We start from the raw sequence: 16,529 nt of genomic DNA, 5'->3' as shown, positions 1-16,529 counted from the left end.
CTTTGAAACAACTAATTTTAAAAGATTTCATCGTTCAATGGAAATTTTTAATTTGGTACATACTGTATCCGGTTTTCTTTTATATGGCCTTAACAGATACGGAAAATTTGTTCATAATTATGTCAGTAATCATTACAGTTGGGGCAACCGTAAAAACATTTGAAGTGGATAGTAAAAATGAGAGTGAAGTAATAGTTAATAGTTTGCCAATATTTCGAAAACAAATTGTGTTTGCGAAATATATAGTAGCAATTATCATTCTTTTCATAAGCGTAGCGATTGGTTGTTTCACGATTGGAATGAAGAATGGGGCGAATGTATTTGAATTTATTGAAACGACATTGATTGCTAGTATTAGTTTTATTTTATTATATTTAAGCTTTGTTTTACCGATATCGTTTTGGCTAGGGTATAAAAAAACTGTTTTTATTACGATATTCATATGCATAGCGCCGATTGTTATTTTGGAGACATTCTTTCAAATCAACATGGAACAGATTCAACTGTATAACAGCTTGTTGTTTGTTAGTTCAATTTTCATGTTAATAGTATCCGTCTTTGTTTCGATGAAGCTATATGAAAGAAAAGAATTTTAAAAGGTGCCTCATAAAAGGCACCTTCTTCAATAACGGCAATACGAGAGCAATAGTTTATAAACGGAAACGTTACTTGGCACATCTTTCGGAGTATGTAATATAAAGCTGAAAACGATAACGAGAATGAGAAAGAGGAAAAATAAAAATAGGATTTGCTTATGTATAGAATTTTGCATATGATTCACTCCTTTTTTCGGTAGTATGTCCAAAAGAAAGGAGTGTATGAAAAAAAATTGGAGGGGGAACAATGGGGAAACGAAAATTGTTATTTGGAATAGGGGTATTGTTTTTTTCACTGGGTCTTTTGTTATCAAATTTTTATTCAGATATACCATCACCATTTCCTAATTTGCATAAAGGGGTTGGTATAAGTATTGTCATAGTTGGTCTGCTTTGTCTTATCGCATCAAACTTCTACAGAAAATCTGAATGAATATAAAAAAGGACAGTTACTCTTTTTCAGAAGAACTGTCCTTTTTAAATAACTTATTTCATAGCTTGACGATACTCCATATAATCACGATTGCAATGGAAGCAATAATTGACCAAGCGATAGATGCAAATTCAAGTGCCATGTTAGGAAGGAATGTAAGAATGGATAATACTTTATGAAACAACCATTCTATTATATGAAAACTTATTTGCAATAGAATGATAATCCCGAGTGTGATCCATGCTAACATCTGTTTTCCTTTTTCTTTCCACATGACAGTCACCTCACGTTAGCTTAATAGTTTTAAGCCAACAGCACCGCATAGAATGCAGCTTAAGAAGGCAAGACGACGCCAATCCGCTGATTCGCGGAAAATAAGAATGCCTAGAAGTGCACTTCCGGCAGTTCCGATTCCAGTCCAAATTGCGTAAGCAGTTCCCATCGGTAATGTGTCCATCGCAAGGGATAAGAAGAAGAAGCTTACGCCGAAGTTAGCGATTAAAATAACTTTTGGTGCCCAGCCTTTCTTTTCAGTGGCTACTTTCATAAAGAGTACACCAATAATTTCACAAATACCAGCTAGAATTAAAAATACCCAAGCCATTTTATGCGGCCTCCTTCGCTTCTTTTTCTTCTGTTACTCGTTTTAAGCCAATTACTCCGAAGAAGATTAAACCGATTAATAATACTTTTACAATAGAGAAAGGTTCTCCGAAGATGAAAATCTCTGTAAGAACGATTCCGCCAGCTCCAATTCCTGTAAAGACTGCGTATACAGTGCCGACAGGTAAATCTTTATAAGCTCTAAATAATAAAACGAAACTTATTGTAATTAATAATGCAACACCAGCCCATTCAAGTGGTGCCTCTGCGTGTTTTAATCCAATTACCCAAAAGATTTCAATAATACCAGCTAAGATTACATAAATCCATGCCATATGTCATTTCTCCTTCCTACCAGTCGTTAGGTAAAGGGCTTAAAAACGACGCATTGCAAAGGAGCAATCCGTCAGTTTGAAAGTCCGCGCCAAAATACTTTCCAAGAAGCGTCTAAACGTGTCTCAAAACGATTTAAACCTGCGTATAGTAGTTCAACCATAAGACCGTCAAGTAAGCATAGAAAAGCCTCTAAGGCATCTTTTATTTCAATGTTATGCAGCTCATCTTTCTCACTTGCCCTTTTAAATACAGGGAATAAAAGTTTTCCAACGTTCTCAATGTGTACATTTGCTTTATCAATAATTTGTTCGCGAAATGCATCAGGCGGAAAATAAGAAGTTCGTAACCAAAACATTGATTCTTCACTTTCACCAAATCGTTTTGCGTAACCTTTTAATAAATGTAAGAGCAATTCTTCAGTGGACGAATTTGAAAATTTTTCAATATCATCTGTGAAGCTCTGTACATCTTTTTGAAGAGCAGCCTCTAAACATGTAAAGTATAACTCTTCTTTTCCTTTAAAGTGTGCGTAAATCGATGGTTTTTTAATCCCAACTTCTTGAGCAATATTTGCTAATGAAGTTCCTTCGTAGCCGTAGCGTGCGAAATGAGAAAGTGCTACAGCTTTAATGCGGTTTGCTGTCATTTTCATCCCCTACCTACCGTTCGTTAGGTTTATTATATGAGATGGAAAATATAAAGTCAATAGGGGAAAAGCTGAAAAAGAGCGTTATAGGTAACGCTCCTTTTTAGACTGTTTCTCGCTCAATTAAATGGAATGAAAGTTCTTCTGCGCTGCCGATAATTTGCTCACTTTGAATTTGTTTATGGAATAAAGAAAAAGCATGTGAGCCCATTGTGAGCCCGGGATGTTCAATAGTTGTAATTTCTAATGCTTTTGAAATTTCATGGTTATCAAATCCAAGGATAGCGAGGTCTTCAGGTATTCGAATGCTATGTTTTCGCGCCTCTGTTAATAAACCAGCTGCAACTTGATCGTTCGCTGTAAAAATAGCGGTTGGACGATTTTTCATGTTTAAAATACGATGAAGTATTTTTGCCCCGTCCTGCATCGTATAACATTGATGAAAAATCCAATCAGGGTGCACTGTTTTTCCTTCGTGACGAAGAGTATCGGCGAAAGCTTTTTTACGCTCGATTGAATTAACGCTTGTTTCTCTTGCTAAACAAATGCCGATTTTTTCATGGCCCTTACGGAGTAAATAGGAAGTACCAAGGCGGAATCCTTCATAATGATCTACAAAGACAGATGAAATGAGTGGATGTTTCATTTTTTCACATGAAATAATGGGGGAAAATTTTGCGAACGGTTCAATTTGTTCCCATGAACTCGTTCGAGAACAAATAATCATCCCGTCGAATTGTTTCATTTTCATCATTTCAAGAACACGAATTTCTTCAATGCTATCGTAATTCGTTTGGCATAAATTAATATGATATCCAGCTGCTAATGCTTCGTTTCCGATTCCTTCAATAATGGTACTGAAGTATGGAACATTAATGAAAGGGAGCATAACCCCGATTGTATATGTTTTTCCCTTTATTAAATGAATAGCATTAATATTTTTTGCATAGTTCAATTCTTCAACTGCATCTAGAACACGCTTACGTTTTTCTTCTTTTACGTAAGGGTGATTATTAAGGACGCGGGAAACAGTTGCTATGGATACACCAGCAGTTTTTGCAATCTGTTTTATATTGGCCATATGTATCACCTCTTTACTTAATTATAAGGGGAAAATAATAAGAATGAAAAAATCTTGACCTGAAAAGCTTTTCACAAACTATGTTATAAACATGACTTCTGTTATTCGCGTAACCTTTTTATTTGGGCGTGAGAGTAGCGGGGTCTTTTTTTGTATGTATGCAAAGAAGTTTTGTCAAAATGTGTGAGAATAACGTGGAAAGTTTTCGGAGGAGGCGTTTCATAACGAAGCGAATAGAAGAGAGTATAAACGCTTCGTTCGTTAAGAGAGCGGTATGAAAGGGCGGAAACAAATTGAAAAAAGGAATCGTTTGTTTCGTGTTTTCTAGTGTATTACTTAGCTCATGTTCATTTCAGCAAACAATGCAAGAAGAAAAAACATTTGTGGGAACAATAGGAGCGGCTAAGGACCGTGTTACTGATCCGATTCCGCTAAAGGAACTTCCAAAATATTTTCCGGCGAAGTTTAAAGTTCCAACGTTTTTACTTTATGACATTACGAGTGATGTGCATGGAGAGGTAAGAACGATGGGAAAGAAGAATGCTGTCTTAACGATTAAATATAAGCAACAAGAGAAAGAAAGGCATGATTATATAGAATTAACAGTGGCCAACTTTTCTTACAGTTTTCCATACCTCGTAGAAGAGAATCGATTTCAAGAACAAATGAAATTGAATAATGGAGCGCCTGCTTATTTTAAAAATAAGGATGATTACGAGCGAGGGGACGAATTTGCTACGCTTATATGGAAAGAGAAGGGGATTGAATATCAGCTATTATATCGTAATGTAGATGAGAAAGATGAAGATGTGATTAAACAAAATCTACTGTACATTGCGAACAATATGGAATGAAAAAACTAGCTGAATTATACAGCTAGTTTTTGTATGTTATTTCTTTTTAATTTTGCCTGACCAAGATTTAAATCCACCTTTTAATTGGTAGAAATCTTTGTAGCCTTGTTTCTTTAAGTATTGAGCTGCACGACCTGTACGGAATCCGCTTTGGCAATATAAATAAACAGGTTGATCTTCGCGAAGTTCTTTGTAGCGAAGGCGAATTTGTGATAATGGAATGTTACGCGCACCTAAAATATGTCCCGCGTTAAATTCATCTGCTTCGCGAATATCGATAAGCTGTGCTTTACGGTAGCCAGCGCGAAATTCTTCTTCTGAAAGTGTTTTAATTAATTTCTTCTGATAGAAATACATCCATACAGTGTAGCCAATGAATGCTGCAATTGCGGCTAGTATAATAATCAAGTTTGTTGACACGATGCTATCGCTCCCTTTTTTCTAATCCTACTTTCAATATTATAATGCCCATATGTATTTATGCAACAGATTCATTCGCATATAAGAAGAAATTTCGTATTCTTTCACAAATTTTGTCGAATTTGGTAGACTAGAGAATGTGAAAAATAATTGGTTATATGAGGTGCAGGATGGGAAAAGAAAAATGGTGTTATATTAACTCTGGTCAATGTTCACCAGCATTTAATATGGCGTTAGATGAATGTTTATTAAATTGGCAAAGTGAAAAGAAAATGTCGCCAACAATTCGTTTTTATGAATGGGAAGTGCCGACATTAACAGTTGGGTATTTTCAGCGTGTTGAAAAAGACATTAATATGGATGTAGTTAACGAAAAAGAATATGGTTTCGTTCGTCGTCAAACAGGCGGCAGGGGTGTATTACATGATAAAGAATTAACGTACAGTGTTATTGTGTCTGAAGATCATCCAAATATGCCAAAAACAGTTACAGAAGCGTATCGCGTTATTTCACAAGGGTTATTAGACGGTTTTAAGGCATTAGGATTAGAAGCGTATTATGCAGTTCCGAAAACAGAAGAGGATCGTGAGAATTTAAAAAATCCGCGTTCAGGAGTATGTTTTGATGCACCATCTTGGTATGAAATTGTAGTTGAAGGAAGAAAAATCGCAGGTAGTGCTCAAACACGTCAAAAAGGTGTTATTTTACAGCACGGTTCGATTCCGTTAGAAATAGATTTAGATGAGTTATACGATCTATTTTTATTCCCGAATGAACGTGTAAAAGAGCGTATGAAAAATATGTTTTCTTCTAAAGCGGTAGCGATTAATGAATTAACAGATCGTACATTTACGATTGAACAGTTAATTAAAGCGTTTGAAACTGGATTTGAAAAAGGATTAGATATAGAGCTTGTTCCGTATGAACTAACAGAAGAACAGCTTCATGAAGTTCAAACATTAGCAAAAGAGAAGTATGAAAGTAACGAATGGAATTATAAAAAATAAGGAGATGGCGACCGCCATCTCCTTATTTTTATAGTAAATTAAGTACTTTTTCTACTTTGATTCCTTTATCTTGTAAAGAACGAAGGCGATTTACAACGTCCATAATTTCTTTGTCGAATGTAACGCTAATACCTTGGCTTTGTAGCTCTTCTTTTAATCCTTCAATAGAATCATCTATGTCGATGCCAAGCTCGTAATCTTGACAAACTTCAATTGTCTTTTTCACAAGTTTAACATAATTTTCTTGTAGTTTTGTATTTGTTTCAGTCAAAGCAGGTTGCTTCGGTTTTGCAGGAGTAACCGGAGCTGTCTCTTGCTTTTTAACTGGAGTAGGTACTGTTTTTTTCACAGGTGCTGGAGTAGATAATTCTACAGCTGCTTCAACACTTACTGGCTTCGGCGTTGGTACCGGAGTAGGTTTAGGTGCTGCAGCAGGTGTTTCTACTCGCGTAACAGGCTTTGTAGCTGGTGTAACTGCTTTTGGAGCTTCTACAACTACTTCTTTTTTCGGAGTAGCTTCTACAACTGTTTCTTCTTGCTCAGCAGCTTCTTTATTTTCTTTGCTCCACATAACGCGTTCAACTTCTAGAGAAACATTGTTTTTGTTCATCGCTGTTAATGTAACTTTACCAACCTCAGCGTTCCCAGTGAAATCAACAATTTTATAAATAACACTCTTGTTCCAATCCACGTTTCCGCTCAAAAATAATTCTTCGTTACATTTTGGCGTTAAGCCCTCGATTTTAATTTCTGCGTTTACACCGTTTTCACTATATACCATAATTAGCGAAGCATTTACATCTTCGTCTGCTAACATTAGTTCACGTACCATTTTGCCGGTGCGTACTTGCGTTTTCTTCTTAACTGACATCAAATTTCTCCTCTCAAAAATTCAGTAATAATAAAAAAATCGTATAACGAAAAATAATTGCTCACGAAGATTTATGATACCGATAATAAAAGCATCACGTCAACAATTAACTTTAATTATTTTGCATTTTTCTTATTTTCTTTATGAAATTTTTCAATTTGTAAAATTAGACAGAAGAAAAACAGCCTTTTGAAAGGCTGTTAAAATTTAGATGTTTTATATAAAAATTTGTACAGAATATAAAAAAAAAGTGTAATAAGAGCACCTTGCAAAATAGACAAATTATAAAAAAAGTATGGTTGTGTTTTGAAAAATACATTTGCAAAAACTGATAAGACAAAAGGTATAAATACTGATAATAAGAGGAGTGCTTTTTGTTTCCAGGAAACTAATATTGTAAAAGAGAAACGTCTAAATAAAGAAAAAGTTATGAAAGCACCAATTGTTAAAACGATAGCAGATAATATTGTTCCAGGAATACTAAATGGAATTCCTGAAGTATTTGTATTTGAAAATAGTTTTTGTATAAGAGTAGTGAATGTATCGTATCCAATTTGAACAGCTAATAATAAACTAACTGCAAACCCAATAACAGCAGCTTGTTGGAAAGAGTTTTGATGTTCCGAAGAGTTAATTAATTCATCGCAGTAAGCTTTTAAATCCTCTCCGAAAATATCATGTGCAGTTTTACCGTATTCTTGCGCTTCTAAAAGATGATCCAATATTTCTAGAAGTAATTCTTCCATTTGTTTTTGTGGAACGCTAGTAAGGCGTAAATAAATAAGCATATCACCATAAGCAGCTTCGTTTTCAGCTGTTAATAACTCTCTCTTTTCATTGTTTAACTTAACCATTTCTTTTTCAGTCATCATATCGTTACTCCTTTTTAAAGTCTAAATATTCTTTTTTGTAGAAGAGTTTATATAGTACATAGCAAGAGATGGCCAGTAAAGTGCCGATCCAAGGTGAGATTTGTAATGTAGTATAGGGCTGTTTAATAAATAAAAAGGAAATACCGATTAATAGTACCCATAGGCTATGGCGTATTAAAAAACTTCCTATGTGCCTCCAAATAGTTGTTTTATTTTTAAATAAGTCAGTGTTAATAAAGTCAAAGACAAAACGTATGATGAGATGTATGGACAGTATAAATGCAAGCAGATAAATGAAATCAATGTGTACAAATTTAAAACGGGTTTCATTTGAAAATAAAGGGAATACCAATGCAATTACGGAAGAAATTGCAAAGTATATTGCTAACAAATAACTAGTTATAAATAAAGGAATCGATAATTGTTCCCATAAACTTGGCTTCGGTAGGGCAGCAATTAGTTCGTCACAGTATGCCTGTAAGTCGTCGCCGAAAATATCATAAGCAGTTTTTTCTTCTTGCTGCGCTTCAATAAGGTGATCTAGAATTTCAATTAGCAGTTCTTCCGCATGGTATTCTGGCACTTTAGCCAAGCGGATGTATATTAACATGTCACTATAGGCGCTTTCATTTTCTGTAGTTAATAATTTACGCTTTTGGTTATTGAGTTCAATTAAATCCTTCGCCTTCATCCCTATCACTCCCCTTGTAATAAATTGTTTACCGTCGTTGAAACCATTCCCCAGCTTTGCTTAAATTCTTCAAGTTGTTCTAATCCCTTATCAGTTACGTGATAATATTTTCGCTTCGGTCCAAGAGAGGAAGCCTTTAATGTACCTTCAATAAGTTTCTCTTTTTGCATACGTAACAATAACGGATATATGCTTCCTTCGCTTACGAATGTAAAGCCATGTTTATTTAATTTTGTACTCAGTTCATATCCGTACACTTCTTCTTGTGAAATGATGTATAGAATACACCCTTCTAGTACACCTTTTAACATTTGGCTGTGCATGATTTCACCACCTTTTATCCAGGTAACTTGCGTTGCAAGGTAGCTGATATCCAAATTATAACATTCAGTAACTTGCAACGCAAGTTACTGAAGTGGAAAACTTTAATCTGTGTTAATTTTACTTTGTTTCCCATACTAACGAGAGGAGGGAAGCATATGAAACCATTTATGCCAAAACTCGTTTACTTTGAACCGAGAGCACTCGAATATCCGATTGGAAAAGAGCTTTATGAGAAGTTTACGAAGATGGGATTAGAAATTCGTGAAACGACATCACACAATCAAATTAGAAACTTGCCAGGCGAAAATGAATTGCAAAAGTATCGTAACGCAAAAGCGACACTAGTCGTTGGGGTGAGGAAGACATTAAAGTTTGATACATCAAAGCCATCAGCTGAATATGCAATCCCGCTTGCAACAGGGTGTATGGGACATTGTCATTATTGTTATTTGCAAACGACACTTGGTAGTAAACCTTACGTAAGGGTGTATGTGAATCTAGATGAAATATTTGAGAAGGCAAAGCAATATATGGATGAAAGGGCCCCTGAAATAACAAGATTTGAAGCGGCATGTACATCAGACATCGTCGGAATTGATCATTTAACACATGCATTAAAGCGGGCGATAGAGTTTATCGGAGAAAGTGAACATGGACGTTTACGTTTCGTTACAAAATATTCGCACGTTGATCATTTATTAAATGCAAAGCATAATGGGAAAACGCGTTTTCGATTTAGTATTAATTCACGTTATGTGATTAAAAATTTTGAACCAGGGACATCACCATTTGAAGAACGAATTGAGGCTGCACGTAAAGTAGCGGGGGCTAATTATCCTCTTGGTTTTATTGTTGCTCCACTTTATATGCATGAAGGGTGGGAAGAAGGGTACCGTGAATTGTTTGAACGATTGTACAATGCGTTAAAAGACATGACGATACCAAATTTAACGTTCGAATTAATTCAACATCGCTTTACGAAACCGGCAAAAAAGGTCATTCAAGAGCGTTATCCAAATACAAAGCTTGAAATGGATGAAGAGAAGCGGAAATATAAATGGGGACGATACGGTATTGGGAAATATGCATATCAAAAGGATGATGCGGAAGTATTAGAAGAAACAATACGAGGTTATATACATGAGTATTTTCCTGATGCAGAAATTCAATATTTTACATAAGGGGAATCTGTATCTGAATATGGATTCTTTTTTTGTTTTATATATTTAGGCTCGTTTCCACCTTGTCACGTTATTCTTTCTGGTGTATCATTTTATTGATTGCTTCGTACGGAATAAGCAAAATGAAATTGGATGGAGGAAACCGATGCCTACCCCTAGTATGGAAGATTATATTGAACAAATTTATTTGTTGATTGATGAAAAGGGTTATGCCCGTGTATCTGATATTGCTGAAGCGCTTAGTGTACATCCATCCTCTGTAACAAAAATGGTACAAAAATTAGACAAGGACGAATATCTAATTTATGAAAAATATAGAGGGCTTGTATTAACATCAAAAGGTAAAAAAATCGGAGAACGTCTTGTATATCGTCATGAATTGTTAGAACAGTTTATGCGCATTATCGGTGTGGATGAAAGCAAAATTTATAATGATGTAGAAGGAATTGAACATCATTTAAGTTGGGAATCAATTGACCGTATCGGTGATTTAGTACAGTACTTTGAACAAGATAAAGTTCGAGTAGAAACACTTCGTGGTGTTCAAAAAGCAAATGAAGAGAAAAGTAATTAAGGGGAACGTGTGGCGTTTCCTTTTTTATTTCAATCGAAAAGGACGGGAGAATAATGAAAGCAATTATTTTTGATTTTGATGGATTAATTGTGGACACAGAAACAATATGGTTTCATTCTTTCAGAGATGCTGTTCGTGAATACGGCGGCGAGTTACCTTTAGAGGAATTTGCAAAATGTATTGGAACGACAGATGAAGTACTTTATGCATTTTTAAAAGAGCAATTAAAAGAAAAGTTTAATGAGCATACATTAAAGGAAAAAGTAACAATTTTACATAAAGAGAAAATGAAAATACCAGAAGCGCGTGACGGGGTAAAAGAATATTTAGAAGAAGCGAAAGAAATGGGATTAAAAATCGCATTAGCCTCTAGCTCATCTAGAGAGTGGGTCGTTCGTTTTTTAGAAGAGCTACAGATTAGAGAGTATTTTGAAGTGATTAAAACGAGAGAAGATGTCGAGAAGGTAAAACCAGATCCAGCTCTTTATAAAGTTGCGATAGAAGAATTAGGAGTTGAACCATCGGAAGCTGTTGTGTTTGAGGATTCATTAAATGGATTGAAAGCAGCGATTGCAGCGGGATTAAAATGTGTCGTCGTACCTAATGATGTGACAAGAAATTTGCAATTTGAAAACCATCACCTTCGTATCGAAAGTATGAAAGAAAAAAGTTTGAAAGAAGTACTTCAACATATAAAGTGAAACTTTAATCAGTCGGGGCTTTTCTCATCCCCACTGATTATTTGCCCGTACTAATTGAGATAAAAAAAGACCGTATTTCCTAAAAGGAAGCACGGTCTTTCTTTTTGTTTTTTTTACCTTCAATGACAGTTAAATGAGATTGTTTTCTTTTTCTTTTCAACGATGGAGAATTACCCTTTTTCCCCTTGTCATCAGAAGCATTTCGTTTCAAGAAAGAATTACTTAGGGGTGCTACATTTTGTTTCCCGTGTTTGCGGTTCGATTGTTTCGCTGCACGCTTATATGAGCTTTGCGAATTTGCAGAACCACTAGAGTTTGTAAACATTTTGTAGAGTAAGTAAAAGATACCGACGACAGCTAACATGATACCAATGTTTTTCAATACTCCCATTGGATCTGTAATAACAGATGAAACAAGGCCGAATATTGCTAATCCGATAATAAGCACAAATATAGCGAATGTAAACGAACGACCGTTCATAAGGGACACCTCCTAAAAACATATATTAAAATTAGTATATTAACGATGAGGAAAGGAGTTGAACACCATTTTTAAATAATTATTGTTTGTTTTCTAAACGTAATAATTCTTCAAACGATGCGATTGCAACTTCCGCTTGATCATCTGTTGGTTCTTTCGTTGTTAATAGTTGCAGCCATAATCCTGGATATCCAAGTACTCGCAAAACAGGGACATCTCGTAATCGATTGGTAAATTGTAATACTTCAAAAGAAATGCCGAGAACAACTGGAATTAATAAAATTCGGTTTACTACCCTTGCCCAAAGTGGATCTGTAGGAACTAGGAAATAAACAAACATTCCAATAATGACTGTAAATATTATAAAGCTACTGCCACAGCGATAATGGAGGCGAGTTTGCTTTTGAACATTGTCTACAGTTAGTGGAAGATTATTCTCATAAGCATTAATTACTTTATGCTCTGCACCGTGGTACTGAAACACCCTCTTAATAAGTGGGGTTAAAGAAATAAAGTATATATAGCTCAATAGTAACATGAGCTTAATGACACTTTCGACAATGATTTGCCCTGTATGAGATGGGAAAATCGGTCTCGTTAGTTCAGCTAATAGTGCAGGAACTGCTGTGAAAATTACTTTACCGAATATGAATGATAAAACGCCAACTGCTGCAACTCCTAATACCATCGTTAATTTTGATTGTTCTTCTTTTGTATTTGCAATTTGTTCATCTTCTTCTGGGTGGACATCAAATCGTTCTGAAGCAAAGTTTAAATGCTTCGCTCCATTCGCACTTGCGTCCACGATAGCGGCAATACCTCGTATAAATGGAATCTTCTTTAGGATAGATAATGCTCTATTACGAACGCGTGGTAATCGATAAAATTCAATCGATTTATCTTTACGACGAACCGCTGTAACAGTATATTCTCTACCGCCAAACATAACTCCTTCTATGACTGCTTGCCCGCCATATATTTGTTTTGACTCTTCTGCCATGTTAACACCAACCTGTATTTGTTTCTCTCTTATGTAGAAAAAGAGGTAATTGTCATACTGGGTCCTGCCATTTTGAAATAAGACAATCACCGAGTTTCCTTTATTTTATCGACAAATACAAGCAGATGACAAGGGGAAATGTTACGAGAGTAGGACATTTCTTATTCTTTTTATAGACAAATTTCGCAGAATTTAAACATGCTTCAAAATAGTTTCGGGCATACTATTGAGCGGAGGTGTCAATGTGAATCAAGAACAATCAACGATAAGGAACTTTGTACAAATTGGTTTATTTGGTGGCTTGTTTTGGGGAAGTATATGGTATTTCCTTCATATATTCTCGTTTACAGAAGCTGGACCTAATTATTTCCTTTTACCGTTTGCATTTGGAGATTGGAAAGAAGGGGTTTGGGGAAATGTACTAGGCATCGTTTGTATGGGACTTCTTTCAATTTTAGTGGCCTTGCTCTATAAAGCTTTTTTTAAAAAGTTTGAAGGCGTATTACCTGGTATACTATACGGTTTATTTTGGTGGGCATTTTTATTTTTTGGAATGGGGATAATGGCACCAGTTATTAAAAGTGCACTTCATTTACCGAAAGAAACAATCATAACAACAGCATGTATCTTTATATTATATGGTGTCTTTATTTCATACTCTGTTGCATTCGAAGCGAACAATACAAATAGAGGAGAAGGGCTCGAGAAGACAAACTATTCAAACAAGTGATTCGTATGTTAAAATGTCGTATAGACATTCTTTAATATTAAGGAGTTTTAAGAAAATGAAAAAGTTACTCCTCGTAAATGGTCCTAACCTAAATCGCCTTGGTGTCAGAGAGGTAAATGTATATGGAGAAGGAACGTTAGCGACGCTTGAAACAGATATGAAACAAGAAGCAGAGAAAATGGGAGTGGAGTTAGAATGTTTTCAATCGAATCATGAAGGAGCTATTATTGATATTATTCATGAGGCTGATGACATATATGAAGGAATCATTCTAAATCCAGGTGCATTTACGCATTATAGCTATGCGATTCGGGATGCTATCGCAAGTGTTTCGATTCCAGTTATTGAAGTACATATTTCTAACATTCACGGGCGTGAGTCGTTTCGTCATGAGTCTGTGACAGCGGCTGTTTGTGCGGGGCAAATTGTTGGATTTGGTTTTTATGGTTATAAGCTAGCGTTATTTGCATTAATGGAGAAATTGAGGGAGGCATAAAGTAATGGAAAAGATCGAGAGATTAAGAAGTGCGTTTGATGATGCTGGTATTGACGGTATCGTATTAACGAATGAACATAGCCGTAGATATATGGCGAATTTCACAGGAACAGCTGGTGTTGTACTAATTTCAAAAGAACGTGCTCTATTTATTACAGATTTCCGTTATGTAGAGCAAGCTAGTAAGCAAGCGGTTGGGTATGAAATCGTGCAGCATGCAGGATTGATTCTTGATGAAGTTGCGAAACAAGTTAAAGAACTTGGAATTCAAAAACTAGGATTTGAACAAGATACCCTTACATATAGCTCTTACGTAACGCATAATGAAGCGATCGAAGCTGAATTTATCCCAACTTCTGGGCTTGTAGAAAAGTTACGCTTGATAAAGACTGATTCAGAGATTAAGATATTAAAGGAAGCTGCACAGATTGCAGATGCTGCCTTTGAGCATATTCTATCATTCATTCGCCCGGGAGTATCTGAAATTGAAGTGTCAAATGAACTTGAATTTTTCATGAGAAAACAAGGAGCAACATCTTCTTCGTTTGATATTATCGTTGCTTCAGGTCTTCGTTCGGCATTACCGCACGGCGTGGCATCTGAAAAAGTGATAGAAATAGGAGATTTCGTTACATTAGACTTCGGTGCTTATTACAAAGGATATTGCTCTGATATTACTCGTACGATTGCAGTCGGTGAGCCATCTGATAAATTAAAAGAAATTTATAATATCGTTTTAGAAGCACAACTACGTGGTGTGAACGGTATTAAAGCTGGTTTAACGGGCCGTGAGGCGGATGCATTAACGCGTGATTACATAACGGAAAAAGGATATGGTGAATACTTCGGACACTCTACTGGTCATGGAATCGGTCTTGAAATCCATGAAGCACCAGGTTTAGCGTTCCGTTCTGATACAGTACTTGAACCAGGTATGGCTGTAACAGTAGAACCAGGTATTTATATTCCAGGTGTTGGCGGGGTACGTATTGAAGATGATATCATTGTAACAAGTGAAGGTAATGAAGTAATAACGAAATCACCAAAAGAACTTATTATTTTGTAATACACAGGAGGATTTTTTTACATGATTTCAGTAAACGATTTTCGTACAGGTTTAACAATCTCAGTGGACAATGCCCTTTGGCAAGTAATGGATTTCCAACACGTAAAGCCAGGTAAAGGTGCTGCATTCGTTCGCTCTAAACTACGTAACCTTCGCACAGGATCTGTTCAAGAGAAAACATTCCGTGCAGGTGAAAAAGTAGAAAAAGCACACATCGAAAACCGTCGTATGCAATACTTATACGCGAGTGGTGAGTCTCACGTATTTATGGATAACGGAACTTATGAGCAAATCGAACTTGGTGAAAACCAAATTGAGCGCGAATTAAAATTCCTAAAAGAAAACATGGAAGTATCTATTATGACATACCAAGATGAAGTACTTGGTGTTGAACTTCCGAATACTGTTGAATTAAAAGTGTCAGAGACAGAACCTGGTATTAAAGGTGACACAGCTTCTAACGTAACAAAACCAGCTACATTAGAAACTGGTCTTGTTGTACAAGTACCAATCTTCATTAACGAAGGCGAAATGCTTATCATCAACACTGGTGAAGGTAAATACGTTTCTCGTGCATAGTAAAAAAGCACTCGTGATCATCACGAGTGCTTTTTTTATAGAAAGTAGGGTAGATAGTAAATGGCAGTTATAACAAAACTAACTAAGACAAGTGAAAGAGTACCCGCGATATATGGAGTGAAAACAATTTGGAATGGTTTTATTTCACCAGTTTCAACACCAGTTAATGTCTTACTTATTGCGTGGTCTGTAATATTGTTTCTATGGTTACTCATAATAATTAACCACGTAATTGCAAATATGGCTAAGCTGCCAAGGAAAAAACTCTCCATAAATGACCAAGAGACCATCTTTGAAAAAAGATAAATAATAGCTAATTCTACTATAATTGTTAAACTAATTTTTAATACCTTCATATTTTCCCCCCTCATTTTGTACGTCCAGCCAATTTAAAAAATTTTTGCGTGATACGACATGTAGTGAGCAAGGTGACTTTACTTCTTTCTCAAGTGCAGTGTGTTCGCCGGAAAACTTGTTTTCCACATGCAATGAAATATAAGGTAGTTTCTCTTGCGCCTTTAAAGAGCGAATGTTAGTCGTTTTAGCACCAGCGAATACGTATGTAAGTTGTAAGTCTAAGAAAGCGACTTTAAAGATTTCTTTTTTAGCGGCCTCATTATATCCTTTTCCCCAGTATGGATAGCCGAGCCAACTGCCAATGTGAGAGTGCTTTTTCTCATAATTAATATGTTTAAGTGTGGTGAGGCCAATTATTTCATTTTCTTCATCTACAATCACTCTCGATAAAGACTTCTTTTGGCGCTCTTCTTCTATTGCAAAAAGAAGAAATGCCTTCGTGTCTTCGACTTTTTCTACCTGTATTCCTAATGCATTTTTTACGTGTGGTTCACTTGATAGCTCAAAAATCACATTTGCATAGCGTAAATCAAGTGGTAATAAAGTAACGTGTTGCATCGTTTATATCCCTTTTAAATTAAATATACCATAATACACCATAAAAAATAAGAATATTCAGATTTAAATAAA

At 35.6% G+C, this 16,529-nt stretch carries 25 protein-coding genes; 11 read left to right on the top strand and 14 right to left on the bottom strand.

Annotated elements, in window-relative coordinates; translation table 11 throughout:
• The first annotated feature begins 2 nt into the window (after positions 1–2).
• Entirely contained in the window at positions 3–596 is a 594-nt protein-coding gene (locus tag BAQ49_RS22445; protein WP_071747106.1) for an ABC-2 transporter permease, read from the top strand.
• A gap of 247 nt (positions 597–843) precedes the next feature.
• Positions 844–1,029, top strand: a complete 186-nt coding sequence (locus BAQ49_RS22440; protein WP_071747105.1) for a hypothetical protein — start codon at positions 844–846, stop codon at positions 1,027–1,029.
• Positions 1,030–1,087: 58 nt separating this feature from the next.
• Here the strand turns inward: BAQ49_RS22440 and BAQ49_RS22435 are convergent, their stop codons facing one another.
• The 5 genes from BAQ49_RS22435 to BAQ49_RS22415 form a co-directional block, all read right to left on the bottom strand.
• On the bottom strand, positions 1,088–1,303 hold the full coding sequence (locus tag BAQ49_RS22435) for a DUF3975 family protein (RefSeq protein ID WP_071747104.1): 216 nt from the start codon (positions 1,301–1,303) through the stop codon (positions 1,088–1,090).
• A gap of 15 nt (positions 1,304–1,318) precedes the next feature.
• Complete coding sequence (locus BAQ49_RS22430; RefSeq protein WP_000312621.1) at positions 1,319–1,633, bottom strand: DMT family transporter; 315 nt, start codon at positions 1,631–1,633, stop codon at positions 1,319–1,321.
• A 1-nt stretch (position 1,634) separates the two neighbouring features.
• Positions 1,635–1,967 (bottom strand): DMT family transporter, encoded by a 333-nt coding sequence (locus BAQ49_RS22425; RefSeq protein ID WP_000312348.1) that lies wholly within the window; start codon positions 1,965–1,967, stop codon positions 1,635–1,637.
• A gap of 71 nt (positions 1,968–2,038) precedes the next feature.
• A complete protein-coding gene (locus tag BAQ49_RS22420) occupies positions 2,039–2,620 on the bottom strand; it encodes a TetR/AcrR family transcriptional regulator (protein WP_071747103.1) in 582 nt (193 codons plus the stop codon).
• A gap of 97 nt (positions 2,621–2,717) precedes the next feature.
• Complete coding sequence (locus BAQ49_RS22415) at positions 2,718–3,695, bottom strand: LacI family DNA-binding transcriptional regulator (RefSeq protein ID WP_071747102.1); 978 nt, start codon at positions 3,693–3,695, stop codon at positions 2,718–2,720.
• A gap of 317 nt (positions 3,696–4,012) precedes the next feature.
• Here BAQ49_RS22415 and BAQ49_RS22410 point away from each other — a divergent pair, with 317 nt between their 5' ends.
• A complete protein-coding gene (locus tag BAQ49_RS22410) occupies positions 4,013–4,549 on the top strand; it encodes a DNA polymerase III subunit delta (RefSeq protein WP_071747168.1) in 537 nt (178 codons plus the stop codon).
• Between the two features lie 36 nt (positions 4,550–4,585).
• Here the strand turns inward: BAQ49_RS22410 and BAQ49_RS22405 are convergent, their stop codons facing one another.
• Complete coding sequence (locus BAQ49_RS22405) at positions 4,586–4,969, bottom strand: rhodanese-like domain-containing protein (protein WP_071747101.1); 384 nt, start codon at positions 4,967–4,969, stop codon at positions 4,586–4,588.
• Between the two features lie 170 nt (positions 4,970–5,139).
• Between BAQ49_RS22405 and BAQ49_RS22400 the strand changes: the two genes are divergently transcribed.
• On the top strand, positions 5,140–5,976 hold the full coding sequence (locus BAQ49_RS22400; RefSeq protein ID WP_071747100.1) for a lipoate--protein ligase family protein: 837 nt from the start codon (positions 5,140–5,142) through the stop codon (positions 5,974–5,976).
• A gap of 28 nt (positions 5,977–6,004) precedes the next feature.
• Here BAQ49_RS22400 and BAQ49_RS22395 read toward each other — a convergent pair whose 3' ends face one another.
• The 4 genes from BAQ49_RS22395 to BAQ49_RS22380 form a co-directional block, all read right to left on the bottom strand.
• Complete coding sequence (locus BAQ49_RS22395; protein WP_071747099.1) at positions 6,005–6,847, bottom strand: hypothetical protein; 843 nt, start codon at positions 6,845–6,847, stop codon at positions 6,005–6,007.
• Positions 6,848–7,047: 200 nt separating this feature from the next.
• Positions 7,048–7,716, bottom strand: coding sequence for a DUF1048 domain-containing protein (locus BAQ49_RS22390; RefSeq protein ID WP_071747098.1), 669 nt, complete (start codon positions 7,714–7,716; stop codon positions 7,048–7,050).
• 7 nt (positions 7,717–7,723) lie between these two features.
• Complete coding sequence (locus BAQ49_RS22385; RefSeq protein WP_071747097.1) at positions 7,724–8,410, bottom strand: DUF1129 family protein; 687 nt, start codon at positions 8,408–8,410, stop codon at positions 7,724–7,726.
• Between the two features lie 5 nt (positions 8,411–8,415).
• On the bottom strand, positions 8,416–8,733 hold the full coding sequence (locus BAQ49_RS22380) for a PadR family transcriptional regulator (protein ID WP_000556083.1): 318 nt from the start codon (positions 8,731–8,733) through the stop codon (positions 8,416–8,418).
• A gap of 156 nt (positions 8,734–8,889) precedes the next feature.
• On the opposite strand from BAQ49_RS22380, the gene splB reads away from it, so the two are divergent.
• The 3 genes from splB to BAQ49_RS22365 all read left to right on the top strand — a co-directional run bounded on the left by splB (position 8,890) and on the right by BAQ49_RS22365 (position 11,190).
• Positions 8,890–9,915 carry a spore photoproduct lyase gene (gene splB, locus BAQ49_RS22375; RefSeq protein WP_071747096.1) on the top strand — a complete coding sequence of 342 codons (1,026 nt, stop codon included), beginning with the start codon at positions 8,890–8,892 and terminating at the stop codon, positions 9,913–9,915.
• Positions 9,916–10,060: 145 nt separating this feature from the next.
• Positions 10,061–10,489: a transcriptional regulator MntR gene (mntR, locus tag BAQ49_RS22370; RefSeq protein WP_071747095.1), complete on the top strand. Its 429-nt coding sequence runs from the start codon at positions 10,061–10,063 to the stop codon at positions 10,487–10,489.
• Positions 10,490–10,542: 53 nt separating this feature from the next.
• Complete coding sequence (locus BAQ49_RS22365; RefSeq protein WP_071747094.1) at positions 10,543–11,190, top strand: HAD family hydrolase; 648 nt, start codon at positions 10,543–10,545, stop codon at positions 11,188–11,190.
• A gap of 79 nt (positions 11,191–11,269) precedes the next feature.
• On the opposite strand, the gene BAQ49_RS22360 is transcribed toward BAQ49_RS22365, so the two are convergent.
• Both BAQ49_RS22360 and BAQ49_RS22355 read right to left on the bottom strand, forming a co-directional pair.
• The gene (locus BAQ49_RS22360; RefSeq protein WP_002129056.1) at positions 11,270–11,671 is read right to left on the bottom strand and encodes an SA1362 family protein; all 402 of its coding nucleotides are present in this window, start codon (positions 11,669–11,671) and stop codon (positions 11,270–11,272) included.
• A 79-nt stretch (positions 11,672–11,750) separates the two neighbouring features.
• Complete coding sequence (locus BAQ49_RS22355; protein ID WP_071747093.1) at positions 11,751–12,671, bottom strand: DUF1385 domain-containing protein; 921 nt, start codon at positions 12,669–12,671, stop codon at positions 11,751–11,753.
• A gap of 244 nt (positions 12,672–12,915) precedes the next feature.
• Here BAQ49_RS22355 and BAQ49_RS22350 point away from each other — a divergent pair, with 244 nt between their 5' ends.
• From BAQ49_RS22350 to efp, 4 genes are read left to right on the top strand one after another with little or no spacing between them, the layout of a single operon-like run.
• Positions 12,916–13,401 carry a YqhR family membrane protein gene (locus BAQ49_RS22350; RefSeq protein WP_071747092.1) on the top strand — a complete coding sequence of 162 codons (486 nt, stop codon included), beginning with the start codon at positions 12,916–12,918 and terminating at the stop codon, positions 13,399–13,401.
• 55 nt (positions 13,402–13,456) lie between these two features.
• Complete coding sequence (aroQ, locus tag BAQ49_RS22345) at positions 13,457–13,897, top strand: type II 3-dehydroquinate dehydratase (RefSeq protein WP_071747091.1); 441 nt, start codon at positions 13,457–13,459, stop codon at positions 13,895–13,897.
• A 4-nt stretch (positions 13,898–13,901) separates the two neighbouring features.
• Complete coding sequence (pepQ, locus tag BAQ49_RS22340) at positions 13,902–14,963, top strand: Xaa-Pro dipeptidase (RefSeq protein WP_071747090.1); 1,062 nt, start codon at positions 13,902–13,904, stop codon at positions 14,961–14,963.
• Between the two features lie 21 nt (positions 14,964–14,984).
• The gene (gene efp / locus BAQ49_RS22335) at positions 14,985–15,542 is read left to right on the top strand and encodes an elongation factor P (protein ID WP_000626521.1); all 558 of its coding nucleotides are present in this window, start codon (positions 14,985–14,987) and stop codon (positions 15,540–15,542) included.
• 35 nt (positions 15,543–15,577) lie between these two features.
• On the opposite strand, the gene BAQ49_RS22330 is transcribed toward efp, so the two are convergent.
• Positions 15,578–15,898, bottom strand: a complete 321-nt coding sequence (locus BAQ49_RS22330) for a hypothetical protein (RefSeq protein ID WP_071747089.1) — start codon at positions 15,896–15,898, stop codon at positions 15,578–15,580.
• Positions 15,879–16,457 (bottom strand): GNAT family N-acetyltransferase, encoded by a 579-nt coding sequence (locus BAQ49_RS22325; protein WP_071747088.1) that lies wholly within the window; start codon positions 16,455–16,457, stop codon positions 15,879–15,881. Before BAQ49_RS22325 ends, BAQ49_RS22330 begins: the two co-directional genes overlap by 20 nt.
• Positions 16,458–16,529 lie beyond the last annotated feature (72 nt).

The sequence above is a fragment of the Bacillus proteolyticus genome, from assembly GCF_001884065.1.
In the GTDB taxonomy this organism is placed as follows: Bacteria; Bacillota; Bacilli; order Bacillales; family Bacillaceae_G; genus Bacillus_A; species Bacillus_A proteolyticus.
The sequence above is the reverse complement of the archived record's forward strand: the minus strand, read 5'-3'. Positions and strand labels throughout refer to the sequence as shown.